Here is a 26,409-nt window from a genome sequence, read left to right on the forward strand (position 1 = left end):
GGCGGTGAAGGTGCCGTCGGCGTGCACGGTGACGGCGATGGCCGCGAGTGGAGCCCAGGTGCCGGTCACGGACAGCCAGCGTTTCCAGCCGTCCGTGCGGGCCCAGGCCTCGTTCCAGGTGGTGTCCCAGCCCGAGGGGTTGTGGACGGACTGGGTGCCGAGCATCAGGAAGGGCCGTCCGCCCAGCCCGCCGGTGGGGAACGGGTCGAAGAACTTGCCGTCCATGTTGACGCCGGCGCGGATCCGCTGGTCGGCGGCCATCGTGCTGGCCGCGGAGTTGCCGCCGATGGAGTGCCCGGCCATGCCGATCCGGTCCCGGTCGATCATGCGGGCGTGCGGCCAGGCGGGGCGGGGGCCGGTCAGCTGGTCGAGGACGAAGGAGATGTCCTTGGCCCGGCTCGGGGGGACGGCCGCGATCTTGTCGTCGTTCAGGTCCTGGCAGACGGCGCAGGTCAGGGTGCGCCCGTCCGGGAAGGTGGTGCCGGAGGTCTCGTAGGTGTGGTCGACGGCGGCGACGACGTACCCCCGGCTGGCCAGGTCCTCGGCGAGGCCGGTGAGGGTGCCGCGGGGGAGCGTGAACCCGGGGGAGAGGACGACGAGCGGGTACCTGCCCGGCACCGGGCGCGCGTCGGTGCGGGCCCACGGGTGGAGGCCGGTGGCCGCCTCGGGCGGTATGGTGCCGCCCGGCACCTGGAAGTCCAGCAGCAGCCGGGCCTCCTCGGCGGTCAGGTACGGGGTCGCCGGACCGCCCGTCCCGGGGCGGGCCGGGTAGTACATCGACACCATCAACTGCCGCGCCCCCGCGGCCGGCACCCACGGGTCCGGGCGGTCCCGGTCGACGAGGTGCAGCGTGCTGCGGCCGACGGCCTGCGACCCCGTCGGCCGGGGCAGGTCGAGCTCTGCGGCGGACACCTCCGCCGAGGCGGCGGCGGGAGCGGTGGCGGTGGCCGCGAGCGCCGAACTCGCCCCGGCGATCGGCAACGGCAGGACGAGGGCGAGCACGGCGGCCACGGCGGTGCGACGGAGTCTGGTCATGTGAGAAACGGTAGGTCGCGAACTCCGATCCGACCTCGCCGTGAAGACGGAGACACCGTCATCTCCGCGGCGTAGCAACGCATCACCTCCGCGGGTGACAGGAGCCCGCGATTCCCGGCCGTACGGCGGGCAACCGGGCAGCGGGCGTACTGCGCATGCCGTACCCCGGCAGCCGTTCAAGGTGTTGCGGGCGAAGGCGTTCGCCCGCGCCCGAGCGAGGGCGGTCGCACCGGCCGGACCGGCTGCCGGTGCTCAGCGGCGGTACGCGGCCGTCGCGATCTCGACGAAGGACCGGATCAACGGGTTGGCGTCGCCCTCGTTCCACGCCGCCACCACGCGGCTCGGCGCCATGTCGGTCAGCGGTACCACGGCCAACTCCGCGGGCAGGTCGTGTCCGAGCGGGGCCAAGCCGACGCTGCCGTTCCACAGGACGGCCTGCTGGCATTCCTGGACGGTGCGCACCACGGCGCCCTCGCGCGGCCTGCCGCCGTTCCAGTACGACTGCCAGACGGGGTCGGTGCCCTGGGGGAACTGGAACCAGCGGCGGTCGTCCAGCTCAGCGAGCCGGAGTCGGCCGCGGCCGGCCAGCGGATCGTCGGCGCGCAGGACCACGCCGACCGGGTCGCTGCGCAGTGTGCGCACCGTCAGGGCGGTCTCGTCGAACGGTGCCCGGGTGAGGGCGACGTCGACGAGTGCGGCGCACAGCCCGCAGGTGGGGTCGGTCAGATCGGTGTCGCGGATGCGGATGTCGATGCCGGGGTGGCGTCGTCGGTAGGCGGCCGCCAGCCTGGTCACGCCGGGGTCGGTGAGGTTGCCGAGGATGCCGACGGTGATGGTCGCGGCGCCGGCTGCCGAGCTCACGCGGGCACGGACGCGGTCGGCGTGGTCGAGCAGGGCCCGCGCCTCGTCGAGCAGCACCGTGCCCACCGGGGTGAGCGAGACGCCGGCGGGCGAGCGGTCGAACAGCAGGGCCCCTACCTCGGCCTCCAGCTGCTTGATCGCCCGGCTGAGCGGCGGCTGGGTCATGTGCAGTCGGGTGGCGGCCCGGCCGAAGTGGAGTTCCTCGGCGACCGCCACGAAATACCGCAAGGTACGAAGCTCCACGCTGCAACGATACCCGTCGGGTATCGATACCGCAGGACGGGTCTTGGACACCCGTGAGGCCCCGGCGGTGCACTGGTGGACATGAGCGAAGAGACCACGCCCGAAGAAGCCAGAACCGAAGAAGCCACGCCCGAAGAAGCCATGGCTGAAGGAACCAGGACCGAAGAGACATGGAGCAACGGACCGCAGGTCGGCCCCGCCCTCTCGGTGGTGGGCCCCGGCGGCGGCGAGACGCTCGTCCTGGGTACCACGCGCATGCGCGTCCTGGAGGACGGCAGCCACACCGGGCACCGCCTCGCGATCGCCGAGTCCGTCCTCGCCCCGCACACCCAGGGACCGCCGCAGCACCGCCACGCCCGGCACGACGAGGGCTTCTACATCCTCTCCGGCACCGTGCGGTTCACCGTCGGGGACGAGGACCACGACGCCACCGCGGGGACGCTCGTGATGGTCCCGCCCGGTACCCCGCACACCTTCGCCAACCCGATCGACCAACCCGCCACCATGCTCAGCACGTTCACCCCCGACCTGTACGTGCAGTACTTCCGGGACCTCCAGCAGGTGCTCACCGACGGCCGGTCGCTGACGCCGCAGGCCAATGCCGAGGCGATGAGCCGCTACGCGACCGAGCCCGCCACCGACCTCGCCTGAAGCAGTCGACCGGTCCCCGTGAGCCGGTGACACGTGAACAGGAACACCGAACGGAAACCATGAACACCGCCTACTGGCTCCTCGCGGCACCGCTCGCCCTCTTCTACGCCTACGCGGGCACGCTGAAGGCGACCCGCAGCCCCGATCAGCTCCGGCCGATGATGGCCTGGGTGGACCGCGTACCGTTGCCCGCCCTCAGGGCGCTGGGGACGGTCGAAGTGCTCGGCGCGATCGGCCTGGTCCTGCCGCCGCTGACGGGCGTCGCGCGCCCGCTGGCACTGGCCGCGGCCGTCGGCCTCGTGCTGCTCCAGGCCGGCGCGGTCGCCGTCCACCTGACCGGCGGCGACCGCCGGATCGCGCTCAACCTCGGGCTCGTCAGCACCGCGGCCGTGACTGTCTGGCTGGCCGCCGGGCTCCGGTAGGGCACTGCCCTCGACCAGTGGCACCGACCCGCCCCCGGCTCAGATCGGCAGGTTCCAGCCCGGGCCGTCGTGGCTGCCGAGCCAGACGCGTTGGCCGGCTGCCGAGACCGTGATGCCGAAGGCGTCCTGGGGCGGCTCGCCCGCGCTCTGCCAGGCCTCGATGGCGGTCTCCACCTGGTCCCACAAGCGGAGCGGTCCGCGCTGGACGACGGTCCAGCCGCCTGCCGGATCGGGTACGGTCCGGGCCTGCGATCCGGTGGCCACGTCCGAGAGGATCTGCCGACCGCCCGCCCCCATCCGTTCCGCTGAGGGTGCCGCGAGCTGCGCGACCCAGCTTCCGGTCCAGGTATCGAGCTTCGCGGGGTCGATGCGGCTCGCGCGTTCCTTGCCGGGGAGCAGGGCAAGGGCCGGACGGGGTGGCCGGTCGTGGGAGCGGGCGATCATGAAGCTGGTGTAGCCGGGCAGGAACCTGCCGGTGGCCTCGCCCGGGGCGGTCACGTCGAGCAGCGCCAGGGCGTTGGCGTAGCCCCACCCGGAGAAGGTGACCAGGATCCGGCCGCCCGGCTTCACCTGGTGGAGCCAGGCCGTCGGCAGGTACCGGACCGAGCACGTCGCGATCAGCCGGTCGAACGAGCCGCCGTCCGGGTCCCCGCCGAGGCCGTCGCCGGTGACGAGGCGCGGGGCGTAGCCGGCGGCCTTGACGGCCGCGGCCGCGCGTTCGGCGACCCGGGGGTCGCACTCGATGCTGGTGATGGCTCCGTCGCCGAGGCGGTGAGCCCCGAGGGCGGTCGAATAGCCGGTCCCGGTGCCGACTTCGAGCACCCGGTGGCCGGCGTCCGCGCCGAGCCGCTGCCACATGGCCAGCACGAGCGAGGGCAGCGTCGATGACGACGAGGGTGCCCCGGACACCGGCTGCTCCCCGGCCTCCTCCGGGCATGTGCGACCGTCGAGTTGGGTGACGAGGGTCTGGTCGGCGTAGACCCCCTCCAGGTATCCGGGGTCGCCATGGCGCACGGCCCGGTAGCCGGTGGGGGCGCTCCCGTCGATCGGGACGAAGTAGCCGCAGACGAACAGCTCACGCGGTACAGCGGTGGCGGCGTCGATCCACGCGGGGTCGGTGAGCGTGCCGTTCCCGGTGAGCTGGTCGACGAGGGCTGCGCGAAGGATGTCGGACGTGGTCATTCGTGGTGACCTCTTTCCAGTTGGTCGGCGATCGCGTGCGCGATCCGATGGGTGGTCCCGGCCGGCTGCCACGCCCACTGCCCGTTCGGGTTGCACTCCAGGAAGGACCACGTGCCGTCAGTGGTGACGGCGAAGTCGAATGCCCCGAAAACCAGTTGGACGGCGGCGAGGTAGCGGGTGATGGCCTCGGCGACCGGGGCGGGGACGTCGATCGGACTGCAACGCATTCGGTCCTGGCGGTGTCGCCAGTCGAGGTCCGGGCTGTCGATGCGGGTGCCGAAGAGCCGGTTTCCGACGGCGGTCACCCGGGTGTCGAACGCCTTGGGAACCCTGGCCTGGAACAGGTGCGGACACGCTGTCACGGCCTCGGTGATGTCCTGGCCGCGGACTTCGTGCACCCAGACGGCCTGGGCCTGCCCGTCGACCGAGTACGGGGTGTTCCACAGGGGCTTGTAGACCGTTCCGGCGACCTGGGCGGTGACGAACTTCCTTGCCTCGTGGTCGTCGTCGGTGATCAGGGTGTCGGGCACCCGGAATCCGCAGCGCTGTGCGGTGGCGAGCTGAGCCGGCTTGTACTCCGCTGCCCGGTTGAGCCACGGGTGGTTCACGTAGTGCGCCCCGGGAAGTGAGGCCAGGATGCCGCCCGCCCCCCAGAACGCCTGTGAGGCGGCGAACCGGCGGTCCTGCCCGGCGAGGTCCGGTGGCCCGCCGTAGGGCGAGGGCCTGCGCACCCAGACGGATCGCACGGCCGTGAGGTCGAGCTCGCGGCTCGACGTGCGGAGGGTGCCGCGCTGAACGCCGGTGCCGTACACGGCAGTCAGCGAGGCACCCGCGTGCAGGTCGGTGCCGGGATCGAGACGGACCACCGGTACCCGGCGCTCGGCGAGCACCCGCAGGACCACATCCGCTGTCACGTCGGAGGAGTTGGTCAGCACCAGCACCGACCTGCTTCGGTTGTCCATCAGCCGGAACTCTGGTCCTGGTCGTAGGACTCGGTCACGTCGCTGTCCGTGGCCCCGCCCGGCTTGGCCCCGTCACCGGGGCTCGTGTGGGTGGGCGTGAGACCGCTGGTGCTGGTGCCGTGACTCCCCAGCTCGACCGTTCGGCCGTTCTCGTCCACGATGACGGCGATCTGCGTCTCGGGGTCGATCACGGGCGTGAACGACGGGAGCGTGGCGGTGGCCGGGTAGGGCCCCATCCTGCTGATGCCCCACGGTGCGGGCGTCTGGGTCATGCGTTTCTCCTGGTCGTGGTCCGGATCGTGTCGTTGCGGTCCCGTCCCGGCGGGGAGGGGAGTGTCAGGCCCGGGAGGGGCTCTGGCCAGGGCTCGGCGGGACTCGGGACGCTGGAGATGCCGAGGGGGCGGAAGGCTCATCGGACGCTCGCCTCGGGCGGCGAGGAGTGGGAAGTCGGTGGGGTCGACTTCTGGTGCTTGGCGGCTTGGGTGCGGCAGTGGGTGAGGGCGTAGGTGATGCGGGTGTCGGGGTGGGTGGTGGTGAGGAGTTCGCCGGCGGTGGTGAGGGTGGTCCAGTAGCGGGTGGGGTTTCCGGTGCGGGGGTGGGGGTGGGTGGTGGTGAGGGAGAGGTAGGCGGTGGTGAGGTTGCCGGTGGTGAACCAGCGGGTGAGGCCGTGGTGGTGGCCGGGGCGGAGGCTGCCGTGGGCGTCGACGGCGGTGAGGAGGTGGTCGATGATGGTGAGTTCGGTGTCGGTGAGGGACTTGGGGATGTCGAAGACGCCGAGGGCTTCGAGGAGTTCGCCGGTGTCGGTTTCGGAGTCGGGGCGGGGGTTCGCGAGGAGGGCGTCGTAGCAGTCGTTGAGGCGTCGGGTGGTTTCGGCGTGGGGGATGGTGAGGGCGAGGCAGACGGCGCGGGCGGAGGGGAGGGGCTTGCGGGTGCGGCGGGCGAGGAGGGCGTAGGTGTCGGCGGGGGTCCGGCCGCGGGAGAGGGCGTGCCGGGCCAGGGTCGTGAGGTGCACGGGGGTTGGGTCTTTCAGGCGGTAGCGAGGGCGGGGGCGGGCGCGGGGGCGACGAGCACCCAGACGAACTTGCCGATGCCGCCGGGCCGGGACGAGCAGCCCCAGCGTTCGGCGAGCTCGTTGACGAGGAACAGGCCGCGCCCGTGCTCGTCGGAGGGGGTGGGGGTGTGGAGGGACGGTCGGCCGCTGCCGGCGTCGTGGACTTCCAGCCGGAGGCGGGAGTTGACGAGGGTGAAGCGGATCTCGATGTGGCGGTCGTCGGGGGCGTCGGAGTGCTGGACGGCGTTGGCGAAGAGCTCACCGAGGAGGAGCTCGGCGGTGTCCGCGTACCGGTCGCCGGAGGGCAGCCCGGAGAGGTACGCGCGGAGCAAGTACCGGGCCAAGGGCGTGGATTCGATGCAGGAGTCGAGGCACGCGACGAACGCACGGGGCCGACGGGACGAGAGCATGGGGGAGCACCTCAAGGGGGCGGAGGGGCGTGTGAAGGATGTGAGGTCTGACCGGCTCGGTCAGCTTCGAGCGGTGGCCTTCGGCGTCTGCTGGGCCCGCACATGACGACGTCAATCCGGTCCGTAGTTATGTGACTACCCAGGGCACTCACTGTGGCCTAGCATTGGCCATGTCTTCAACTTTTCGAATTGGAAGGGAGAGTTGCTAGCGATCATGAATCGGAAGGAACTTGACCCCGACTCCTCGCCCACCGCGAAGTTCGGCGTGCTTCTTCGCCAGGCCAGAGAGGCGAGGGGCTGGACGCAGGAACACCTGGGTGGCCTTGCCGGGTACTCTTCCGTCCACATCTCCGCCGTCGAAACTGGACGGAAACCTCCAACCGGTCGATTCGTGAAGAGAATTGATGAGGCATTCGGAACGGATAAGTTCGAACGGGAGTGGCGTCAGGCTGGACAGAGGGTTCTGTTCGAGGGTTTCGACCAGTACGCGGCCAAAGAGCGGGAGTCCGTAGCCATTCGGATCTTCGAACTGGACATGGTGCCCGGCATACTCCAGCACCCGGACTACAGTGCGGCGTACGAGATGGCGCCGGTCCGGCGCGGTGAAGCCACACAGGAACAGGCGGACAAGCGGCTGCGGGTTCTGGCCGGACGCCAGCGCCTGCTCGACCGTCCTGCGACGGTCCACGTGGTCCTCGACGAGTCGGTTCTACGGCGCCAGATCGGCGGACCGGATGTCATGAGCCGCCAGCTGCAACACCTGGAGGACCTGGCGGCACGGCCCCACATCATCCTCCAGGTCGCCCCGTACACGCTTGGCGAGTCGCGCCCCTTCTCGCACTCGGTCACCTTGTTGACCCTGCCCACTCGCACGATGGTCGGCTACACCGAAACGCTCGGACGAGGCCTTCTGGAACGGGACTCCGAGGTCGTGGCCAGATGGGCCGCCCAGTACGATCGGCTTCAGGTCGACGCCCTGACCCGGCCGGAGAGCGTAACCATGATCCGGAAGGCACGGAAGGATTATGAACGGCATGCACGGTGACCATCCGACTGACGCCGCGTGGCGAAAGAGCTCCTACAGCAACGGGCAAGGCGGGTGTGTCGAGGTCGATGACTTGAACCCCGGAAGGGTGCGCGATTCCAAGGATCCTCATGGTCCTGCGCTGGTCTTCCGGTCGGACGCGTGGCAGTCGTTCGTGACCGCCGTCCGCTCCGGAGAGTTCGGCGACGTCTGACGCGTCCTGTGAACCGCCTCAGACCCCGCTGCCCGCAGATGGGCAGCGGGGTCTTCCGTTGCTGCTTTCGGGCACAGGGGCGATGTGGGCCCAGACGTACTTGCCGATGCCTCCGGGCCGGGACGAGTAGCCCCAGCGTTCGGCGAGTTCGTTGATGAGGAAGAGTCCGCGTCCGTGCTCGTCGGAGGGGGTGGGGGTGTGGAGGGACGGTCGGCCGCTGCCGGCGTCGTGGACTTCCAGCCGGAGGCGGGAGCCGGTGAGGGCGAAGCGGATCTCGATGTGGCAGTCGTCGGGCCCGTCGGAGTGCTGGACGGCGTTGGCGAAGAGTTCGCCGAGGAGGAGTTCGGCGGTGTCGCGGTAGCGGTCCCCGGAGGGCAGGCCCGCGAGGTAGGCCTGGAGCAAGTACCGGGCCAGGGGCGTGGATTCGATCTGCGAGTCGAGGCGCGCGACGAACGTGCGGGGCCGGTGGGTTTTGAGCATGACGAAGTACCTCGGGGGAGGGGTGCGTGCGAAGGGAGTGCGCCGTGCGCTGGGCTTGCCCAGGCGGCCGGACGGCGCTTGCCCGCAAGGGGGAGAGGCGTACCGGGAGTGTGACACGGGCGGCTGTGGATGGAGCGGACAGCCTCCCTACGGGCGAATCGGGAGCATTCGGGCGCCAGTGGGAGCGGACAGTGTGGGAGGGTGGCCCGGCAGTCGGCCCGTCCCGGCCGGCACGCGCGGCGGCGCGCGCCCCGGCTGCGGTGTCGGCGAGATCATGAAGGTTCCTCACGGTTGGGTTGAGTGCGATGGGCGTCACGCTGGGCGTGGTGGTGCTGACGATGGGAAACGGGCCGGCGGAGCTGACGGCTTTGCTGGACTCGGTGCGGGCCCAGGATGGCGGCAGCGACGGCGTGCGGACCGTGCTGCTCGGGCAGGGCGTGGAGCTGCCCGAACTGCCGGACTGGGTGGACCCCGTGGAACTGCCGGAGAACCTCGGCATCCCCGGCGGCCGTAACGCCGGCGTCGAGCGGCTGCGCGAACTGGGCGATACGGACGTGCTGGTCGTCCTGGACGACGACGGCCTGTTGCCCCGCACCGACACCTTCCGGTTGGTCCGGGAAGCCTTCGAGCAGGACCCGCAGCTCGGGATCGTGTCCTTCCGCATCGCGGACGAGACCGGGTTCACCCAGCGCCGGCACGTTCCCCGCCTCGGTGCCAGTGACCCGATGCGGTCCGGGCCGGTGACCACGTTCCTGGGCGGCGGCCACGCCATCCGGATGAGCGTGATCGACCAGGTCGGGCTGTTCCCGGGCGCGTTCTTCTACGCCCACGAGGAGACCGACTTCGCCTGGCGCGCCCTGGACGCGGGCTGGCACATCGACTACCGCGCCGACATGGTGCTCCAGCACCCCCGCACCGACCCGGCCCGGCACGCCACCTACTACCGCCTGACGGCCCGCAACCGGGTCTGGCTGGCCAAGCGCCACCTGCCGGCCATCCTGGTGCCGGTCTACCTCACCTCCTGGGCGGCCTACACGGTGGTCCGCCGGCCGCCGTTGTCCGGTCTCAAGGCGTGGTGGTCCGGCTTCTTCGAGGGCGTGCGCACGCCCTGTCCGCCGCGACGGCCGATGCGGTGGAGCACGGTGTGGCGGATGGCGAAGCTGGGTCGGCCACCGGTGTTCTGACAGCCGACCCAGGAGCTCGTGTGGGCGTCGGCGGGGGCGATAGCAGGTTTTGACCATGGCGAAGTACCCCAAGGGAACCAGTGTGTGCGGATGGAGAGACTCGTCGTGCCTCACGTTCCTGCTGCGACGCCATCCAGCGGCCGGGTGGCACGACTCGGCCATCTCCTGTAAATGAGACCACACCATGCACTTATGTACATGAGTAGCGAATAGAAGAGTGCCCTACTCCTGTGCATGAGTCAACCCGTCGCGAGAAGAATCTCGCGACGGGTTGAGGGAGTTGATGGCTAGTCAGTCATGGGCGGGGAACCGGTAGTCGAGAACGAACTGGTCGGCGGCCATGACGGTGTCGCATACCTCCACTACCCGGCCATCTGTAGTGATGGCATCGCGAACGAGATGGATCACTGGCGCGCCGGGGCTCAGGGTGAGCGCTCTGGTCTCGGGCTTGGTCGCGAGCCGGGCCCGAACGGACTCGGTGAACTCGGCCAGAGAGTAGCCGTGCTCTTCGAGACGGGCGTAGATGCCGCCGCCGCCAGGGTTCTCGGCGAAGACTTCAGGGATGTCCTTGGCCACATCCCACGGCAGGTACGACGTGGCTTCCTCGGTGGGTGTCCCATCGCGGAAGTACCGGCGCTTGCGAGCCAGTACCTGGGTGCCGGTGGGAAGGCCCAATCGATCGGCGATCTCAGGAGGCGCTTCTGTCGGGCCCACGAACAGCACGGTCACGGATGGGATGCCGCCAGAGGTCTCAGCCTCGGCGAGGTACGCGGCCTTGCCGGCCTTGCGATGGGCGCGGCGGAATCGGTCTGCGGACTTCCGCTGTACCGGCGGGCGGGACCGGACGAACGAGCCTCGACCGTGGTGCGTCTCGATGAGTTGAGCTGTTCGGAGTTCGGCGACAGCCTTGCGTGCTGTCCCGGACGCGACTCCGTATCGCTGCATGAGTTCGGCCTCGCTCGGCACGATCGCGCCGGGAGGCAGGGCACCCGACTTGATCTGTGCGGCGAGGTCGGCCGCTATCTGTAGGTACTTCGCTGTGGCCGACGAGGCCACCTCACCACTCGCCATAGTCCTATTCTCCTGCACATGAGTAACAGTGCAGGGAAGGCCCGGTCAATGCCACTCCACTCGGTGTCCGTCGCCGGAGTGGTGGTGCGCGAGGACGGCTGCGTGCTGGCGATTCGTCGGGCTGACAACGGAACTTGGGAACCCCCGGGTGGCGTGCTGGAACTGGGCGAGACCATCGAGGACGGCGTGCGCCGCGAGATCTACGAGGAGACCGGGATCAAGGTCGGCGTGGAGCGGCTGACCGGCGTCTACAAGAACGTGAGCCGAGGGATCGTCGCCCTCGTCCTTCGCTGCCGACCGGAGAGCGAGGCGATGCGGCTCTCGGAGGAGTCGGTCGAGGTCGCTTGGCTCTCGCCGGCCGAGGTCTCCGAACGCATGGCCGAGGTCTATGCCGTACGCGTCCTGGACGGGCTTCGGGGCGACGCTGCGCCAAGTGTCCGGGCTCATGACGGTCGTCACCTGCTGTGACAGGCCAGGCGGCGGAGGTGGTGGGCCATGTCCAGGTGTGTCTAGGAGGGTGCCCCGGACGCTCCGCGGCGGACTCACTGGTTTTGGCCGCTTCCATGGTCGTCCCGACATCCGGAAGCGGTTGGCTGACTGGCGCTCCGGGGCGATTCTCGTGGTGCGCCAGCCACTGTTCGTTGTTCGGCCGCAGGTCCAACGCGCTGTGAAGGCTCAGAGCTCGGCAGGGAATCCCAGCAGAGCTGCGATCCGGGCGGGAGTGCCAGGCTGCCCGTCGGCGAGGATGGTGGTGATGCCGAGGGCTTCGGCCGGGGGCAGGTTCCTCGGGTGGTCGTCCACGAACAGGCAGGCCTCGCCGGGCAGTTCGAGCCGGTCCAGGGTGAGCCGGTAGATCGCCGGATCGGGCTTGGCCACACCCTCCCGCTCGGAGATCACCGTCACGTCGAACAGCTCCCACACGCCCAGGGCCTCGTACGGGTCGTACGGGTCGAGGCCGAAGGAGTTGGAGAGCAGCGCGACCTTGAGGCCGGCCCGTCGTGCCGAGCGGGCGAGCGTGATCATGTCGTCGGCGGGCCGGACGCCCGACCATGCCCGGCCCATCAGGTTCTCGTGCTCCGGCACGCCGAGGATGGGAGCCACCCGCCGGTTCCACTCCGCCTGGCTCAGCCGGCCGGCTTCGAGTTCGGTGTACAGGCGGCTGGCTTCCGGCTCGTACCCGAGCGTCTGCCGCCACGCCCCGGCATCGAGGCCTTGCGCGAGGCACCACTCTCCGTGTGCGGGGCCGGCATTGGCGGTCAGTACGCCGACGAAGTCCAGGATCAGAGCTGCGAAGGGGAGTCCGGCCTCGCCGGGGCGGGTGACGGTCGGGGCGGTCAGTGCCATCTGGGTGTCGTCCTCCGGGTGAGTGGCCTCCTCGGGAACGTACCCGCCGCCGGGTAGCGGGATGGCACTGTATCCGGCTGTCGGACAGGCAGCCGGAGCGGAACGGTCAGGATGCCTCCGCCGGTATCCCGTTCACCGAGCAGGGGTGTCCTACAGTTCATCGGAACAGAGCCCATGGTGCCGCTGGGCGCGGCACGCTTGGCTCCTGCCTGGAAGTACCGAAGGAGCATCGTGCCCAGCGCGCCCGTGGCAGATGACCAGCCCACCCCATCCTCCAGTGTCGAGCAGTGGCGACGGGTGCGCGGCTTCCTGAACGACCAGCGTTACGCGTTGACCGGGCGGCTGCTGGTAGAGAGCACGCCCGGGAGTCTCATCCCGGGGACACCCCTTCTGGCCCGACAGCACTGGATTCCGGAACAGCCGGTGCCGCTGGAGCACGTCCGGCTGAGTTGGAAGCCGGACGCGCCCGCGGCACCGTTGGACGGCGGTGGGCCCGAGCTCGATCACATCAGACCGCACCGGGAGGACGGGACCCTCTACCGTACGTACGCGGACGCGGTCCGGGATCTCGCCAAGCCGAGGCTCTTCGAGAACCGAAACTGCTATCGCCTGCTCGACGTCGAGGGATCAACCACGGGTCCGAGGCTGACCTTCGGTCGGGGCCGGTACTTCGACGTGATCAACATCTGCGAGGCTGCCGCGCACGAGTACGCCGCGGCAGCCCTGGCGAGCCCGGACCAGCCAGTGGATCCTGCGGCAACGCCCTTCCGCGCATTCATCGCCGATCCGACCGACCTCATGCATCGACCCGTCATGGCGGCAACGAGCACGCTCACCATCCGGAGCGATCGGGCAACCGGCGAGGCCGAGTTCGTGCTGCATTGGCGCGACCCCGAGAAGGTCGCCAGTGGTGGAGGCCTCTACCAGGTCATGCCGGTCGGGATGTTCCAGGCGTCCCATGACGCACCATGGAACGAGGGGAACGACTTCGATCTCTGGCGGGCGATCCTCAGGGAGCTGAGCGAGGAACTGCTCGGTGACACCGAGGACTACGGAAGCGACCGGGCGCCCATCGACTACGCGGCCTGGCCGCTCAACAAGACGCTCACCACTGCTCGCGAACACGGGAGACTGCGGGTCTTCTGGCTGGGCCTGGGCATGGATCCGCTGACGTTCGTCACCGACATGCTGACCGTGGCCGTGTTCGACGCCGACCTGTTCGATGAGACGTTCCAGCGGATCGTCTCGACCAACGACGAAGGCCATCGGGTCGGACCGGAGGACGCGACCGGGTGCTCAGTCGGGATTCCGTTCGTTGCCGAGCAGGTGGACCGCCTCACGGGCACCGAACCGATGCAGCCCGCCGGTGCGGCCCTTCTGCGGCTTGCCTGGCAGCACCGGGAGGCTCTGCTGGGAGAGGCCTTCCGGTAGGAACCCGCTGGGTGTCTGTCACTTCCGGGCGTTGAGGCGGCGGGTGGGTTCGGCGGTGGTGGGGTCTTCGGGCCAGGGGTGGCGGGGGTAGCGGCCCCTGAGGTCGGCGCGGACGGCGCGGTAGCCCTCGCGCCAGAAGGACTCCAGGTCGCCGGTGACGGCGGCGGGGCGGCCGGCGGGGGAGAGGAGGTGGATGGTCAACGGTATGCGACCACCGGCCAGGGTGGGGGTCTTGGTCCAGCCGAAGAGTTCCTGCAACTTGGCGGCCAGCACTGGGCGTTCGGTCGTGTAGTCGACTCGTATCTTCGATCCGCTGGGCACCGTGATGCGCTCGGGGGCCAGCTCGTCCAGGCGGCCGGCTTCTCCGCTCGCCCAGGGGAGGAGGCGCTGGAGGGCAGCGGTCGTGTCGATCCTCGCGAGGTCGGTGCGGCGGCGGGCGCGGGAGAGTTCGGGCTCCAGCCACTCGTCGGCACGGTCGAGGAGGGCCTCGTCGCTGACGTCCGGCCAGGGGGCGCCGATGGCGCTGTGGAGGAAGGCGAGGCGCTCGCGCAGGTTCGACCGGAACGTCAGGAGGGCGCTCACTCCCTCGCGGGCGAGGCCTTCGAGGAGAGCAGACCGGACGAGCAAGGGGTCGGGGCGGTTGAGCGGCTTCTCGGCGAGTTCGATGGCGCCCAGTGACTCGACCCGGCGGGAGACGACTTCGCCCCGCCGGGTGTCCCAGCGGACCTCGGCACGGTTGCTGAGCAGCGGCGCCCCGGCGGCCAGGGCGGTGGCCTCGTCGAGCGCCGCCGCGTGCAGGATGCGCGCCGAGTGCGACCCCGCCGGGCGGTCGGCGACCGCGACGGCGAGCCAGGGCAGGGCGCCGAGCACGGTGCCGGGGGCGAGTTCGGCGGCCGTGCCGGAGGCCATCAGGTACGGGCTGCGCTCGCCGGGGGCGGGCCGTTCGACGCGGGCGCGGGCGATCCGCTCCGGGAAGGCGAGGGCGACGACGAGTCCGGCGGCGGCCGCGTCGGGCAGGTCGGTGGCGGGTTCGTCGGAGGTGGCGCGGAGCAGGCGGCGGACTTCGTCGCGCCAGCGGCCGGCGTACGGGTCCTTCGCGGAACGGACGGTCCGCCAGACCGCGCCGAGGTCGTCGCCCAGGGCCCGCGGCGGCTCCTCGGAGAGCAGTGCGACGACCTCGGCCGCCCGCCGCGCTCCGACCGCCGCCGCCCCGTCGACGAGGGCGCGCCCCAGTCGGGGGTGCAGCCCGGTGCGGGCGAGCCGGACGCCGCGCGGTGTGGCCCGTCCGTCCGGGGAGACCGCGCCGAGGGCGGTGAGGGTCTGTCGGGCGGCGGCCATCGCCCCGGCGGGCGGGGCGTCGGGCAGGGCGAGGCCGGTGGCGTCCGGGTCGCCCCAGCAGGCGGCCTGGAGGGCGAAGGGAGTGAGGTCGGCGAGCGCGATCTCGGGGGTGGGGAAGCGGGCGGCGAGGGCGTCCTCGGCCTCGTTCCAGCAGCGGTAGACGGTGCCGGGGGCCTCGCGCCCGGCGCGGCCGGCGCGTTGGCGGGCGGCGGCGAGCGAGGCGCGGACGGTGACCAGCCCGGCGAGCCCGCGGGCGTGGTCGGTGCGGGGTTCGCGGGCCAGTCCGGCGTCGACGACGACCCGGACGCCGGGCACGGTGAGCGAGGATTCGGCGACGGCGGTGGTGAGCACGACCCGCCGCGAAGGGGACGGGGTGAGGGCGGCGTCCTGGACGGCCTGCGGGGCGCGGCCGTGCAGTTGGAGGACATCAACGGAAGGCAGGCCGCCCAGCTGCCCGGCGACCCGGGAGATCTCGCCGACGCCGGGCAGGAAGCAGAGCACGTCCCCGTCCCGCTCGCTCAGCGCTCGCCGCACCACCGCCGCGACGTGGTCGAGCAGCGCCGGGTCGACCCGGGTGCCGTGGGCGGGTCGGACGGCGCGCGGCGGCGGTGCCCAGACCACCTCGACCGGGTGGGAGGTGCCGTGGGCCTCCACCACCGGGGCGCCGCCGAGGAGTTCGGCCCAGGCCTCGGTGTCGGAGGTGGCGGAGGCGCAGACCAGGCGCAGTTCGGGCCGCAGCGCCGCCCGGACGTCCAGCAGGAAGGCGAGCGCGGTGTCGGCGTCGAGGTGCCGTTCGTGGCACTCGTCCAGCACCACCACATCGACGCCGGGCAACTCCTGGTCCCGCTGGAGGCGTTGCAGCAGGACGCCGGTGGTGACGACCTCGACGACCGTGTCCGGCCCGGTGCGGCGCTCTCCGCGCACCGTGTACCCGACCTCGCGGCCCACGGACGAGCCGAGCAGCCAGGCCATCCGCCGGGCGGCGGCCCGTACGGCGAGCCGGCGCGGTTCGGCGACCAGCACCCGGCGTACGGGCCGGCCGTCGGCGAGCAGTCCGGCCAGGGCGAGCGGCACCAGGGTGGTCTTGCCGGTGCCGGGCGGCGCGGCGAGGACGGCGGTGCCGGTCCCGTCCAGCGCGTCGTGCAGGGCGGGCAGGGCGGTGCGGACGGGCAGTTCGCGCCAGGCCGGGTTCAGCAAGACATCAGCCCCGTTCGGCGACGAAGATCGCGGTCCCGGGGATCAGCCGCCCGCGCAGCGGGGACCAGCCGCCCCACTCCTGCTCCAGGCCGGCCGGCCACTCGGGCTCGACCAGATCGACCAGCCGGAAGCCGGCGGCGACGAGTTCGCGGACCCGGTCGCCGACGGTTCGGTGGTGCTCGACGTAGGTGGCCCGGCCCTGCTCGTCCTGCTCGACGTAGGGGGTGCGGTCGAAGTAGGAGGAGGTCGCGGTGAGGCCCTCGACGCCGGGCTCGTCCGGGAAGGCCCAGCGGATCGGGTGGGTCACCGAGAACACCCAGCGCCCGCCGGGCCGCAGGACCCGGTGGACCTCGCGCATCAGGGCGGCGGTGTCGGCGCTGAACGGGACGGCGCCGTAGGCGGAGCAGGCGAGGTCGAAGGAGGCGTCGGCGAAGGGGAGGACGGCGGCGTCGGCCTGGACGACGGCGACGGGCGTGGTGCCGCGGCCGAGGTCGATCCGGCGGGAGTGCTGGAGCTGGCGGTAGGAGATGTCGAGGGCGACCGGCCGGGCGTCCCGGGCGGCCAGCCAGCGGGAGCACTGGGCGGCGCCGGCGCCGATCTCCAGCACGTCGCGGCCGGCGACGTCGCCGAGCAGGCGGGCGTCGGCCTCGTCCAGGCCCTCGGGGCACCAGGTGAAGCGGTCGTCGCCGAGGAACTCGCCGTGCTCGTCCTGGTACTCGTCGGCGTTGCGGTCCCACCAGTGCCGGCTGGCCCGGCTGCTCTCCCCGGTGCCGGCCGCGCGGCGCACCGCGTCGTCGCCCTCTTCCTCGACCCGCGCGGCGGAGGTGTCAAGATCGTGCAGGTCTGCTTGGGGGGTGGTGGCCACGGTGACAATGCCCATCGCGTAGGGTATGGAGTGCGGAAGCGCCGCTGCCGCGAACCGGCCCGTCAGGGTCCGGATCCTGGCGGTGGCATCCGGGGACGTGGCCCCTTCGGGCGCCGCCGCGAGGCGCGCATTCGGAGGATATGGCCTGATCCGTACCGGGCTCCACCGTCTTGCCGTCCTTCGGCATTGACCGTGCCTGGCCGTCCCCGTATGCTACAAGTTGCGCTGCGGGCCTGCGCGCCTCGGACGGAGCAGGTCGCGCTCGCATCTGTCGAAGACCCCACGGTCGCAAGACGGACGCCGGTTCTCGTTGTTACGGGACCACCGGTGTGCCGTGTTCTTGGCTGTCCGGCTTTCGGTGGGAGCGATACGGGCCCTCCGCGTGGCATTACCTACGACTTTCATGTCCGTACCGGAGCCCTTTTCCTAATGACGAGCCCCACCGACTCCTCCCTCAGCACCACCCCGCAGGTCGCGGTCAACGACATCGGCGACGCGGAGGCCTTCCTCGCCGCCATCGACGAGACCATCAAGTACTTCAACGATGGCGACATCGTCGAGGGCGTCATCGTGAAGGTCGACCGTGACGAGGTCCTCCTCGACATCGGTTACAAGACCGAGGGCGTCATCCCGTCCCGCGAGCTCTCGATCAAGCACGACGTTGACCCGCACGAGGTCGTCGCCGTCGGTGACAACATCGAGGCCCTGGTTCTCCAGAAGGAGGACAAGGAGGGTCGTCTCATCCTGTCCAAGAAGCGCGCTCAGTACGAGCGTGCCTGGGGCACGATCGAGAAGATCAAGGAAGAGGACGGCATCGTCACCGGTACCGTCATCGAGGTCGTCAAGGGTGGTCTCATCCTCGACATCGGCCTCCGTGGCTTCCTTCCGGCCTCGCTCGTCGAGATGCGCCGCGTCCGCGACCTCCAGCCCTACGTGGGCAAGGAGCTCGAGGCCAAGATCATCGAGCTGGACAAGAACCGCAACAACGTGGTCCTGTCCCGCCGTGCCTGGCTGGAGCAGACCCAGAGCGAGGTCCGCCAGACCTTCCTCACCACCCTCCAGAAGGGCCAGGTGCGCTCCGGCGTCGTCTCCTCGATCGTCAACTTCGGTGCCTTCGTGGACCTGGGTGGCGTCGACGGCCTGGTGCACGTCTCCGAGCTGTCCTGGAAGCACATCGACCACCCGTCCGAGGTTGTCGAGGTCGGCCAGGAGGTCACCGTCGAGGTTCTCGACGTTGACATGGACCGCGAGCGCGTCTCCCTGTCGCTGAAGGCGACCCAGGAGGACCCGTGGCAGCAGTTCGCCCGTACCCACCAGATCGGCCAGGTCGTTCCGGGTAAGGTCACCAAGCTGGTTCCGTTCGGTGCGTTCGTCCGCGTGGACGAGGGCATCGAGGGTCTGGTCCACATCTCCGAGCTGGCCGAGCGCCACGTCGAGATCCCGGAGCAGGTCGTCCAGGTCGGCGACGAGATCTTCGTCAAGGTCATCGACATCGACCTCGAGCGTCGCCGCATCAGCCTGTCGCTCAAGCAGGCCAACGAGGCCCTGGGTGCCAACCCGGCCGAGGTCGAGTTCGACCCGACCCTGTACGGCATGGCCGCCTCGTACGACGACCAGGGCAACTACATCTACCCGGAGGGCTTCGACCCCGAGGCGAACGACTGGCTGCCCGGCTTCGAGAAGCAGCGCGAGGAGTGGGAGCGCCAGTACGCCGAGGCGCAGTCGCGCTTCGAGCAGCACCAGGCGCAGGTCATCAAGAGCCGCGAGGCCGACGCCCAGGCCGCCGAGGAGGGTGGCGACGCCGTCGCCGCTGCCGCCGGTGGTTCCTACTCGTCCAGCAGCGACGAGGGCTCGGGCGCCCTGGCTTCCGACGAGGCCCTGGCCGCTCTGCGTGAGAAGCTGGCCGGCGGCCAGAGCTGAGGCTCTCGCTTCCCGCTAGCCGATAGCTAGACGGTGGGCCCCACCCGGATTTCCGGGTGGGGCCCATTTGTTTTTCCCATGCGCTTTCCGTCATTTGCTTTTCGCTATGACTTATCACGCCCTGACTTATGTGTGGTTTATGTGAAGGAAAGTGTGAGATGGGGCTCATTGCCCATCTATAGGCCGTAGTTCGGGTTGCCCCTAGATTGAGGGGAGCCGCCCGAAAGGCTCCTCATGCGCACTCCCTCTCCCGCCGCCCCCACCGCCGTGGTCGGCGGCAGGCTCGCGGCCGTCGGCCGGTTCTGCTTCCGCCACCGCCGCTGGGTGCTCGGCCTGTGGGCCGTCGTCCTGGTGGTCGGCGTCCTGATCGGCGGCCGGGTCTTCGAGGGCTCGGTGGCCGGGGCCTCCTCCGCCAGCGCCGAGGCCGACCGGGGCGGCGCGGTGGTCGCCGCGGCCGACCCGGCCAAGGGCACCGTCACCGCCGTGGTGGACGGCCGGCCGGTGGACGATCCGCAGGTGAGGGCCGCCGTCGAGCGGGCCACCGCCGAGATAGCCGCCCTGCCCGGGGTCTCCTCCGCCCTCGACGCGTACGGCACCGGACCGGCGCCGGCCGCGCTGCGCTCCGCCGACGGGACGGCGAGCCTGGTCACCGTACGGATGGCCGACACCGCGAGCACCGCCCAGACCGACGCCGTCACCCAGCGGCTCGCCGCGCTGAACGGGGCGGGCGGCGCCCACGTCACGGTCGGCGGGGACCTGGTGCTCCAGCAGGAGGTCAAGAAGCAGACCGAGAAGGACACCCGGTTCGGCGAGCTGGTGACGCTGCCGCTCACGCTGATCGTCATGGTGCTGGTCTTCGGCGGGCTGGCGGCGGCCGCGCTGCCGGCGATCGGGGCGGTCGCCTCGGTGGGCGGCGCGCTGCTGGCGATGTTCGGGTTCAGCCGGATCATGGACATCGACACCAGCGTGCTGCCGATCGCCACGGTGCTGGGGCTCGGCCTCTCGATCGACTACGCGCTGCTCATGGTGAATCGTTTCCGCGAGGAACGCGGCCACGGCGCGGACATCGCCGCCGCCGTCGAACGGACCGCGGCGACCGCCGGACGCACCGTGGCCTTCTCCGGGCTGACCGTCGCCGTCGCCCTCTCCGGCCTGTTCGTCTTCACCAGCCCGGTGCTCGGCGCGGTGGCCGCGGCCGGGGTGAGCGTGGTGGTGATCGCCGTCGCCGCCGCGCTGACCCTGATCCCCGCCCTGCTCGGCTTCGCCGGCGCGCGGATCAAGGCGCCCGCGGCGCCCGTGGCCGACGAGGGGTTCTTCAGCCGGACCGTGCGCCGGGTGCGCAAGCGGGCGGTCCTGGTCACGCTCGCCTCGGTGGCGCTGCTGCTGGCGGCCGGGGCGCCGTTCCTCCACGCCGAGATGCGCAGCTCCGGCGCCGCCGTCCTGCCCGCCTCCTCGGCCGGACGGCAGGTCGCCGAGACGATCGACCAGCGCTTCCCGCAGGCCTCGGCCGCGCCGATCACCGTGGTGGTCGAGGGCGGGGCGCCGGTGGCGCAGGCGTACGCGGACGAGGTGGTCGCCAAGCTGCCCGGGGTGAGCGGGGTGCGGGCCGTGTCGCCGGTGGGCGACGCGGTCTCCACGATCGACGTCCTGGTGCCCGGGGACCCGCAGGGCGGGCAGGCCAGGCAGGTGGTCGAGGAGCTGCGGGCCGACCGCGGCGGGCTGACCACCTACGTCACCGGCGGCGCGGCCTCGGTGGTGGACTTCCAGGACGAGCTGCTCTCGCGCGGACCGTGGGCGCTGGGCCTGGTCGCGGCCGGGACGCTGGTGCTGCTCTTCCTGATGACCGGCTCGGTGGTGATGCCGGTCAAGGCGCTGCTGATGAACCTGCTCTCGCTGGGCGCCTCGCTCGGCGCGCTCACCCTGGTGTTCCAGGACGGCTGGTTCAGCGGGCTGCTCGGGTTCAGCCCGACCGGCGGGCTGGAGACCTTCATACCGGTGCTGGTCTTCGCCTTCGCCTTCGGGCTGTCGATGGACTACGAGGTGTTCCTGCTCGCCCGGATCAGGGAGCTGACCCTGCGCGGGCACGACTGCGTCCGGGCGGTGGAGCTGGGCGTGCAGCGCAGCGGTCGGATCATCACCTCGGCGGCGCTGCTGATGGTGATCGTCTTCGCCGGGTTCGCGCTCGGGGACATGCTGATGGTCAAGCAGATGGGCATCGCGCTGGCCGTCGCCGTCGCGGTGGACGCCACCCTGGTGCGGTGCCTGCTGGTGCCCGCCGCGATGAGCCTGTTCGGCGAGTTCAACTGGTGGGCGCCCGCCCCGCTGCGGCGGCTGCACCGGCGGTTCGGGCTGAGCGAGCATGTCGACCTGCCGGAGATCGGGTCGGCGGACGTCCCGGCGCCGCGGCCGGTGGGCCCGGCGGCGGAGATCGGGGCGGCGGTGGTCCCGGCGCCGAGGCCGGCCGACGGGGAGGCAGCGGCCCGCGACGGCCTGGTGGGCTCAGCCCAGCCGGCGTAGCAGGTCGACCGCCGCGCGGAGCCGGTCCCGTTCGGCGGGGTCGAGGCGGGACTCGATGGCGGTGGCGATCCGGTGTTCGCGGCGGGCGCGCTGGTCGAGCAGGGCGGTGCGGCCGGCCCCGGTGGCGGTGACGAGCAGCTTGCGGCCGTCGGTGGGGTGGGGCTGCTGGACGACCAGTCCGGCCTCGGTCATCAGCGCGACGGTGCGGGCCATCGACTGGTGGCGGACCCGCTGGAGGGCGGCGAGTTCGGCGATCGTGCAGGAGCGTTCGTCGCGGACCAGCAGGCCGAGGACGGCGGCCTGGTTCTGCGGCAGTTCGTCGCTCTCGCGCAGGGAGCGGACCAGGCTGCCGAGGGCGGCGCGCAGGTCGGCGGCGAGTTCCAGGGTGTCCGGGTGCGGGGCTTCGCTGGTCATGGGGGAAGTCTATCGGCACAATGTCCAGCACCGCTGTACAGCCTTGCTGTAGGGTTTCGAGCATGCGAATCACCAAGTTCGGACATGCCTGCGTACGCGTCGAGCACGGCGGCAGCACGGTCGTCGTCGACCCCGGGAGCTTCACCGACCCCGCCGCCCTGGCCGGGGCGGACGCCGTCCTGATCACCCACGAGCACATGGACCACTTCGAGGAGTCCCGGCTGCGCGCCGCGCTGGAGGCCGACCCGGCGCTGCGGGTGTGGACCAACCGGGCCGTCGCCGACCAACTGGACGGCGTGGCGCAGCGGGTCGGCGTGGTCGGCGAGGGCGACGCCTTCGAGGTCGGCGGGCTCGGCGTCTCGGTGCACGGCGAGTGGCACGCGGAGATCCACCGGGACCTCCCGCCGGTTCGGAACATCGGCTTCCTCTTCGACGGCCGGCTGTTCCACCCCGGCGACGCGTTCACCGTGCCGCCGCACGCCGTGGAGACCCTGCTGCTGCCGATCGCGGCCCCCTGGAGCAAGGCCTCCGAGGTGGTCGACTACGTCCGGGAAGCCTCGCCGCGCCGGGCGGTGCCGGTGCACGAGGCGGTGCTCAGCCCGATCGGGCTCGCCGTGCAGACCCGGCTGGTCGGGCCGGTCGGGCCGGGGACGGGTGCGGAGCTGTTGGTGCTGGGGGAGGGCGAGAGCCTGGAGCTGGGCTGACCGGGCCTGTGCTCGACCGGGTCCGGGCTTCGCCGGGCCTGTTCGGATCGGAGCCGGGCCTGTTCGGATCGGAACCGGGCCGGCCGGGCCTCTGCTGACGGGTTCGAGGGGGCACCGGTAGCCTGACGCCATGCTGAAGATCGGACTGACGGGCGGCATCGGTGCGGGCAAGAGCGAGGTGTCCCGGCTGTTCGCCGCGCACGGCGCGGTGATCGTGGACTCCGACGTGATCGCCCGCGAGGTGGTCGCCCCCGGAACGGACGGTCTGGCGGCCGTGGTCGCCGAGTTCGGACCGCGGGTGCTGAGGGAGGACGGCTCGCTGGACCGTCCGGCGCTCGGCGCGGTCGTGTTCGCCGACCCGGAGCGGCTGAAGGCGCTGAACGCGATCGTCCACCCGCTGGTGCGGACCCGCTCCGCCGAGCTGGAGGCGGCGGCCGCGCCGGACGCGGTCGTGGTGCACGACGTGCCGCTGCTGGCCGAGAACGGCCTGGCGCCGCTGTTCGACCTGGTCGTGGTGGTGGACGCGGCCGACGACGTGCGGCTGGACCGGCTGGTGCGGCTGCGCGGGATGGCCGAGGAGGAGGCCCGGGCCCGGATGGCCGCGCAGGCTTCCCGGGACGGGCGGCTGGCGATCGCGGACCTGGTGATCGACAACGGCGGCGGCCTGGCGGAACTGGAGGCGCGGGTGGCCGAGGTCTGGGCGGAGCTGGTGCGGCGCGCGGCGGCCTGACGCCGGGTCGGCCCCCGGCGGCCGATCGGGGCGGCCGGCTGCCCGGCGCCCGGCGGCCGTCGGCCGGCGGACCGAGCAGTCGTCGGACCGAGTGGCCGGGAAGGGACTGGTGGAAGGCTCCGGCGGGAGGGGAGCATGGCGGGATGGATGATCGTTTCTCGCCCGCGCCGCCGCTCGCCGGACAGCCTCCCGCCGGACAGTCTCCCGCCGAACAGCCGCTCGTCGGAGCGCCCGTGGTCGAACGGCTCGCGCAGTACGGCCGCGCCGAGCAGGCTGAGATCCTCGGCCCCGGGGACGACCCGTACGGCGTCGCGTACACGGGGCTGACCTTCCGCCCCAAGGAGATCCACTTCGGCATCCGGGCCGCCGACGGCCGGCTCGTCGCCCACACCGGACTGGTGCCGCTGCCGCTCACCGTGGGCGGCACCGACCTCGCCGTGATGGGCGTCGGCGGGGTCTGCGTCGCGCCCGACCGGCGCCACGGCGGCCTCGCGCAGGCCGTGGTCGGGGCCGCCCTCGACCACGCGCGCACGCTCGGCCACCGGTACGCGCTGCTGTTCTGCCGCCCGCCGCTGGCCGCGTTCTACCGGGGGCTCGGCTTCCGGGAGGTGGCCGAGGGCGTGACGGTGGAACAGCCGGAGGGGCGGCTGGCGGAGATGCCGCTGCGCACCATGTGGGCGCCGCTGGCCGTCGGGGCCGGGTGGCCGGAGGGGCCGGTGCGGCTGCGGTCGCTGCCGATGTGAGACGCGCTCGCGCATGAGGCGCGCTCAGGTGCGGGGCTTGATCAGGCCGTTGTGACCGTCGCGGCCGGGGTGCCCGCGTCCGCGTGCGCCACGGCGGCGCCGGCCAGGGCACGGATCATGGGGTGCGCCCGGGTGCCGTCGCCGGACAGCTCGGGCTGGAAGAGCGAGGCCAGGAAGAACGGGTGGCCGGGCAGTTCCAGGACGCGCACCTCGCCCGACTCGTCCGCGCCGCTGAACCGCAGGCCGTGCGCGGCCAGCCGCTCCAGGTAGGCGCCGTTGAGTCCGTACGCGCAGTGGTAGCGCTCCAGGGTGCGGGTGGCGCCGAGGACCCGCTCGGCGAGGCTCCCCGGGGTGACGGTGACGGCCCCCTCGTGGCCGACCAGCGAACAGGCCAGCGGGACGATCACCTGCTGCTCCGCGTCCGGGTGGTCCTCGCCGTTCACGGCCCCGGCCAGGCCGCAGACGTTCCGGGCGTACTCCAGCACCGCGTGCTGGAACCCGGCGCAGGTGCCGAGGAAGGGGATGCCGCGCTCGCGGGCGGTCCGGACGGCGGCCAGTGCGCCGGCCTCGCTGCGGTACGGGCTGCCGGGCAGCAGCCAGACCGCGTCGAAGCCGTCCAGGGCGCCGGGCGCGGCGGCGTCCCCGGTCGGGATCCAGTAGGCGTCCAGGACGAGGTGGTCGTGCTCGGCGAGGGCGTCCAGCAGGCCCGGGATCCGGGCGTGCGAGCGGACGGCGGGGGAGCGGTCGCCGACGAGGGCGACCCGCGGGGTCTGATGCGTCATGCGGCTATCCTGACCCCGCACCCGAGATCAGCGCCAACGATGATTCCTTAAGCTTCGATCAGATCGGTTGATGTCCGCCGTGGACCCGCAGCAGCTGCGCACCTTCGTCACCGTCGCCCGCCTCGCCTCCTTCTCGGAGGCGGCACGGGAGCTCGGCTACACCCAGTCCGCGGTCTCCCAGCAGATCGCCGCGCTGGAGGCGGACCTCGGGACCGCGCTGCTGCTCCGCCGCCCGGTCGGCCCGACCGGGGCCGGTCAGCGGCTGCTGGAGCACGCCGCACCGCTGCTGGTCCGGCTGGAGGCGGCGCGCGCCGACGTCGCACGCCTGGCGGGCGCGTCGAACACCCGGCTGGTGCTCGGGGCCACCGCGCTGGCGGTCGGTGCGGCACTGGGGCGCGCGCTCGGCGAGGTGCGCCGCGCGTACCCGCGGGTGGAACCGGTGGTCCGGGTCCTCGCCCAGGACGTGCTGCCCGCCCAGGTCGCCACCGGCGAGGTCGACCTCGCCCTGGTCGACGGACTGGCCGCGCCCAGTGACCCGCTGCCGCTGCCCGACGTCGGGCCGCTGCGCACCGTCGCGGTGGCCGAGCGGCCGGTCGCCGTCGCGCTGCCCACCGGCCACCCGCTGGCCGGGCGCGCCGGCCTCGCGCTTGCCGACCTCTCCGCCGCCCGCTGGCTGGACGCCCCCGACCTCACCCCGCCCGCGGCCCGGCTGCGCGCGGCCGCGGGCGTCGACGGCTTCCGGCCGGCCACCCGCTACCAGGGCACTGACCTGCACGGACTGCTCGCGCTGGTGGCGGCCGGGCACGGGCTCACCCTGCTGCCCGAGCCGGTGCTCGCGGCGGCGCCCGGGGTCGGGTACGCGCCGATCGCCGCGCCCCGGCTGGTGCACCGCACCGAACTCGTCCACGGCAGCCTGCCGGAGGGGCCGGCGGCGCTGCTGGCGCGGCTGCTGGAGTCGTCCCGGGGCTAGAGGTCTGCGGCCTTGGAAATCGGTTGCGCGGGCCAATGGTGCCGATGGAATGATCAGGCGATGAGCACCGGAATCATCATCAGACGGGTACGGGTCGAGGACTGGCAGCGGGCCCGGGACCTCCGCCTCGACGCGCTGCGGGACCCGGTCGCGGCCGTGGCCTTCCTGGAGGTCTACGAGCAGGCCGTCACCAAGCCCGACGAGTTCTGGCAGGACCGCACGACCCGGGCGGCGACGGACCCGCACGCGGCGCAGTTCATCGCGGAGGCCGAGGACGGGCGCTGGCTCGGCAGCATGACCGGGGTGGTCGAGCCGGCCGGCGGGAACGGCGCCCTGGAGGGCGACGTCGTCGAGGTCGACCAGGTGCACGTGGTCGGGGTGTTCGTCCGCGCGGAGGCGCGGGGCACCGGGCTGGCGCTCGACCTGATCCGGACCCTCCAGGAGTGGGCGTGGTCGCTCACCGGGCCCAGGATCGAGCGGGTGCGGCTGTTCGTCCACGAGGACAACCCCCGGGCCGAGGCGATGTACCGGAAGGCCGGCTTCGAGCCCTCCGGGGTGACGCTGCCGGTGCCCGGCGGCCTGGCCGGCCGGGAGGTCGAGCTGGCGGTCCTGCGGGGCTGACCGCACGGGCCGGGGGCCGGGAGACGGGGGCGGGGCGCTCGCG

At 72.0% G+C, this 26,409-nt stretch carries 28 protein-coding genes; 14 read left to right on the forward strand and 14 right to left on the reverse strand.

Translation table 11 applies throughout. The features are described from left to right. The coding region (locus tag ACWDCZ_RS16335) for an alpha/beta hydrolase family protein (RefSeq protein ID WP_449816213.1) at positions 1 to 1,035 on the reverse strand (1,035 nt) is incomplete at its 3' end. Between the two features lie 252 nt (positions 1,036 to 1,287). Next, a complete protein-coding gene (locus ACWDCZ_RS16340; RefSeq protein WP_449816214.1) occupies positions 1,288 to 2,139 on the reverse strand; it encodes a LysR family transcriptional regulator in 852 nt (283 codons plus the stop codon). Positions 2,140 to 2,280: 141 nt separating this feature from the next. Between ACWDCZ_RS16340 and ACWDCZ_RS16345 the strand changes: the two genes are divergently transcribed. Together ACWDCZ_RS16345 and ACWDCZ_RS16350 are read left to right on the forward strand one after the other, a co-directional pair. Continuing rightward, a complete protein-coding gene (locus tag ACWDCZ_RS16345; RefSeq protein WP_449816215.1) occupies positions 2,281 to 2,790 on the forward strand; it encodes a cupin domain-containing protein in 510 nt (169 codons plus the stop codon). A 59-nt stretch (positions 2,791 to 2,849) separates the two neighbouring features. Further along, positions 2,850 to 3,212 carry a DoxX family protein gene (locus tag ACWDCZ_RS16350; protein ID WP_449816216.1) on the forward strand — a complete coding sequence of 121 codons (363 nt, stop codon included), beginning with the start codon at positions 2,850 to 2,852 and terminating at the stop codon, positions 3,210 to 3,212. A gap of 39 nt (positions 3,213 to 3,251) precedes the next feature. Here the strand turns inward: ACWDCZ_RS16350 and tgmC are convergent, their stop codons facing one another. The 5 genes from tgmC to ACWDCZ_RS16375 form a co-directional block, all read right to left on the reverse strand. Further along, on the reverse strand, positions 3,252 to 4,394 hold the full coding sequence (tgmC, locus tag ACWDCZ_RS16355; protein ID WP_449816217.1) for an ATP-grasp peptide maturase system methyltransferase: 1,143 nt from the start codon (positions 4,392 to 4,394) through the stop codon (positions 3,252 to 3,254). Then, entirely contained in the window at positions 4,391 to 5,356 is a 966-nt protein-coding gene (tgmB, locus tag ACWDCZ_RS16360) for an ATP-grasp ribosomal peptide maturase (RefSeq protein ID WP_449816218.1), read from the reverse strand. The genes tgmC and tgmB overlap by 4 nt, the downstream gene beginning before the upstream one ends. Next, entirely contained in the window at positions 5,356 to 5,628 is a 273-nt protein-coding gene (gene tgmA / locus ACWDCZ_RS16365; RefSeq protein WP_449816219.1) for a putative ATP-grasp-modified RiPP, read from the reverse strand. Before tgmA ends, tgmB begins: the two co-directional genes overlap by 1 nt. A gap of 137 nt (positions 5,629 to 5,765) precedes the next feature. Next, positions 5,766 to 6,368, reverse strand: a complete 603-nt coding sequence (locus tag ACWDCZ_RS16370; protein ID WP_449816220.1) for a hypothetical protein — start codon at positions 6,366 to 6,368, stop codon at positions 5,766 to 5,768. A 14-nt stretch (positions 6,369 to 6,382) separates the two neighbouring features. Next, complete coding sequence (locus tag ACWDCZ_RS16375; protein ID WP_449816221.1) at positions 6,383 to 6,751, reverse strand: ATP-binding protein; 369 nt, start codon at positions 6,749 to 6,751, stop codon at positions 6,383 to 6,385. Positions 6,752 to 7,031: 280 nt separating this feature from the next. On the opposite strand from ACWDCZ_RS16375, the gene ACWDCZ_RS16380 reads away from it, so the two are divergent. Together ACWDCZ_RS16380 and ACWDCZ_RS16385 are read left to right on the forward strand one after the other, a co-directional pair. Continuing rightward, a complete protein-coding gene (locus tag ACWDCZ_RS16380) occupies positions 7,032 to 7,862 on the forward strand; it encodes a helix-turn-helix domain-containing protein (RefSeq protein ID WP_449816222.1) in 831 nt (276 codons plus the stop codon). Further along, positions 7,852 to 8,055: a DUF397 domain-containing protein gene (locus tag ACWDCZ_RS16385; protein ID WP_449816257.1), complete on the forward strand. Its 204-nt coding sequence runs from the start codon at positions 7,852 to 7,854 to the stop codon at positions 8,053 to 8,055. The genes ACWDCZ_RS16380 and ACWDCZ_RS16385 overlap by 11 nt, the downstream gene beginning before the upstream one ends. Before the next feature lie 18 nt (positions 8,056 to 8,073). Here the strand turns inward: ACWDCZ_RS16385 and ACWDCZ_RS16390 are convergent, their stop codons facing one another. Next, complete coding sequence (locus ACWDCZ_RS16390) at positions 8,074 to 8,535, reverse strand: ATP-binding protein (RefSeq protein WP_388043601.1); 462 nt, start codon at positions 8,533 to 8,535, stop codon at positions 8,074 to 8,076. Between the two features lie 305 nt (positions 8,536 to 8,840). Here ACWDCZ_RS16390 and ACWDCZ_RS16395 point away from each other — a divergent pair, with 305 nt between their 5' ends. Next, positions 8,841 to 9,719, forward strand: coding sequence for a glycosyltransferase family 2 protein (locus ACWDCZ_RS16395; protein ID WP_449816223.1), 879 nt, complete (start codon positions 8,841 to 8,843; stop codon positions 9,717 to 9,719). 291 nt (positions 9,720 to 10,010) lie between these two features. Here the strand turns inward: ACWDCZ_RS16395 and ACWDCZ_RS16400 are convergent, their stop codons facing one another. Beyond that, positions 10,011 to 10,790 carry a GntR family transcriptional regulator gene (locus ACWDCZ_RS16400; protein ID WP_074000970.1) on the reverse strand — a complete coding sequence of 260 codons (780 nt, stop codon included), beginning with the start codon at positions 10,788 to 10,790 and terminating at the stop codon, positions 10,011 to 10,013. A gap of 6 nt (positions 10,791 to 10,796) precedes the next feature. Here ACWDCZ_RS16400 and ACWDCZ_RS16405 point away from each other — a divergent pair, with 6 nt between their 5' ends. Further along, complete coding sequence (locus ACWDCZ_RS16405) at positions 10,797 to 11,258, forward strand: NUDIX hydrolase (protein WP_416873557.1); 462 nt, start codon at positions 10,797 to 10,799, stop codon at positions 11,256 to 11,258. A gap of 207 nt (positions 11,259 to 11,465) precedes the next feature. Here ACWDCZ_RS16405 and ACWDCZ_RS16410 read toward each other — a convergent pair whose 3' ends face one another. Beyond that, entirely contained in the window at positions 11,466 to 12,134 is a 669-nt protein-coding gene (locus ACWDCZ_RS16410; RefSeq protein ID WP_449816224.1) for an HAD family hydrolase, read from the reverse strand. A gap of 231 nt (positions 12,135 to 12,365) precedes the next feature. Between ACWDCZ_RS16410 and ACWDCZ_RS16415 the strand changes: the two genes are divergently transcribed. Further along, complete coding sequence (locus ACWDCZ_RS16415) at positions 12,366 to 13,565, forward strand: hypothetical protein (protein ID WP_449816225.1); 1,200 nt, start codon at positions 12,366 to 12,368, stop codon at positions 13,563 to 13,565. An 18-nt stretch (positions 13,566 to 13,583) separates the two neighbouring features. On the opposite strand, the gene hrpB is transcribed toward ACWDCZ_RS16415, so the two are convergent. Then, positions 13,584 to 16,100, reverse strand: coding sequence for an ATP-dependent helicase HrpB (gene hrpB / locus ACWDCZ_RS16420; protein ID WP_449816226.1), 2,517 nt, complete (start codon positions 16,098 to 16,100; stop codon positions 13,584 to 13,586). A 4-nt stretch (positions 16,101 to 16,104) separates the two neighbouring features. Continuing rightward, positions 16,105 to 16,980 (reverse strand): class I SAM-dependent methyltransferase, encoded by an 876-nt coding sequence (locus ACWDCZ_RS16425; protein ID WP_079271777.1) that lies wholly within the window; start codon positions 16,978 to 16,980, stop codon positions 16,105 to 16,107. Positions 16,981 to 17,394: 414 nt separating this feature from the next. Between ACWDCZ_RS16425 and rpsA the strand changes: the two genes are divergently transcribed. Then, complete coding sequence (gene rpsA, locus ACWDCZ_RS16430; protein ID WP_049653883.1) at positions 17,395 to 18,885, forward strand: 30S ribosomal protein S1; 1,491 nt, start codon at positions 17,395 to 17,397, stop codon at positions 18,883 to 18,885. A 234-nt stretch (positions 18,886 to 19,119) separates the two neighbouring features. Continuing rightward, positions 19,120 to 21,402, forward strand: a complete 2,283-nt coding sequence (locus ACWDCZ_RS16435) for an MMPL family transporter (protein WP_449816227.1) — start codon at positions 19,120 to 19,122, stop codon at positions 21,400 to 21,402. Here the strand turns inward: ACWDCZ_RS16435 and ACWDCZ_RS16440 are convergent. Further along, positions 21,385 to 21,816, reverse strand: a complete 432-nt coding sequence (locus ACWDCZ_RS16440) for a MarR family winged helix-turn-helix transcriptional regulator (RefSeq protein WP_449816228.1) — start codon at positions 21,814 to 21,816, stop codon at positions 21,385 to 21,387. The two genes, ACWDCZ_RS16435 and ACWDCZ_RS16440, sit on opposite strands and share 18 nt — an antisense overlap. A 62-nt stretch (positions 21,817 to 21,878) precedes the next feature. Here ACWDCZ_RS16440 and ACWDCZ_RS16445 point away from each other — a divergent pair, with 62 nt between their 5' ends. The 3 genes from ACWDCZ_RS16445 to ACWDCZ_RS16455 all read left to right on the forward strand — a co-directional run bounded on the left by ACWDCZ_RS16445 (position 21,879) and on the right by ACWDCZ_RS16455 (position 23,993). Next, positions 21,879 to 22,520, forward strand: coding sequence for an MBL fold metallo-hydrolase (locus ACWDCZ_RS16445; RefSeq protein ID WP_449816229.1), 642 nt, complete (start codon positions 21,879 to 21,881; stop codon positions 22,518 to 22,520). 130 nt (positions 22,521 to 22,650) lie between these two features. Then, a complete protein-coding gene (coaE, locus tag ACWDCZ_RS16450) occupies positions 22,651 to 23,250 on the forward strand; it encodes a dephospho-CoA kinase (RefSeq protein WP_449816230.1) in 600 nt (199 codons plus the stop codon). A gap of 143 nt (positions 23,251 to 23,393) precedes the next feature. Continuing rightward, complete coding sequence (locus ACWDCZ_RS16455; RefSeq protein ID WP_416873489.1) at positions 23,394 to 23,993, forward strand: GNAT family N-acetyltransferase; 600 nt, start codon at positions 23,394 to 23,396, stop codon at positions 23,991 to 23,993. Between the two features lie 41 nt (positions 23,994 to 24,034). Here the strand turns inward: ACWDCZ_RS16455 and ACWDCZ_RS16460 are convergent, their stop codons facing one another. Further along, the gene (locus ACWDCZ_RS16460) at positions 24,035 to 24,775 is read right to left on the reverse strand and encodes a CTP synthase C-terminal region-related (seleno)protein (protein ID WP_449816231.1); all 741 of its coding nucleotides are present in this window, start codon (positions 24,773 to 24,775) and stop codon (positions 24,035 to 24,037) included. A 70-nt stretch (positions 24,776 to 24,845) separates the two neighbouring features. Between ACWDCZ_RS16460 and ACWDCZ_RS16465 the strand changes: the two genes are divergently transcribed. Then, positions 24,846 to 25,745: a LysR family transcriptional regulator gene (locus ACWDCZ_RS16465; RefSeq protein WP_449816232.1), complete on the forward strand. Its 900-nt coding sequence runs from the start codon at positions 24,846 to 24,848 to the stop codon at positions 25,743 to 25,745. Positions 25,746 to 25,805: 60 nt separating this feature from the next. Then, positions 25,806 to 26,366 (forward strand): N-acetyltransferase family protein, encoded by a 561-nt coding sequence (locus ACWDCZ_RS16470; RefSeq protein WP_449816233.1) that lies wholly within the window; start codon positions 25,806 to 25,808, stop codon positions 26,364 to 26,366. The last annotated feature ends 43 nt before the right edge of the window (positions 26,367 to 26,409 follow it).

The organism is Kitasatospora sp. NPDC001225 (assembly GCF_053597855.1).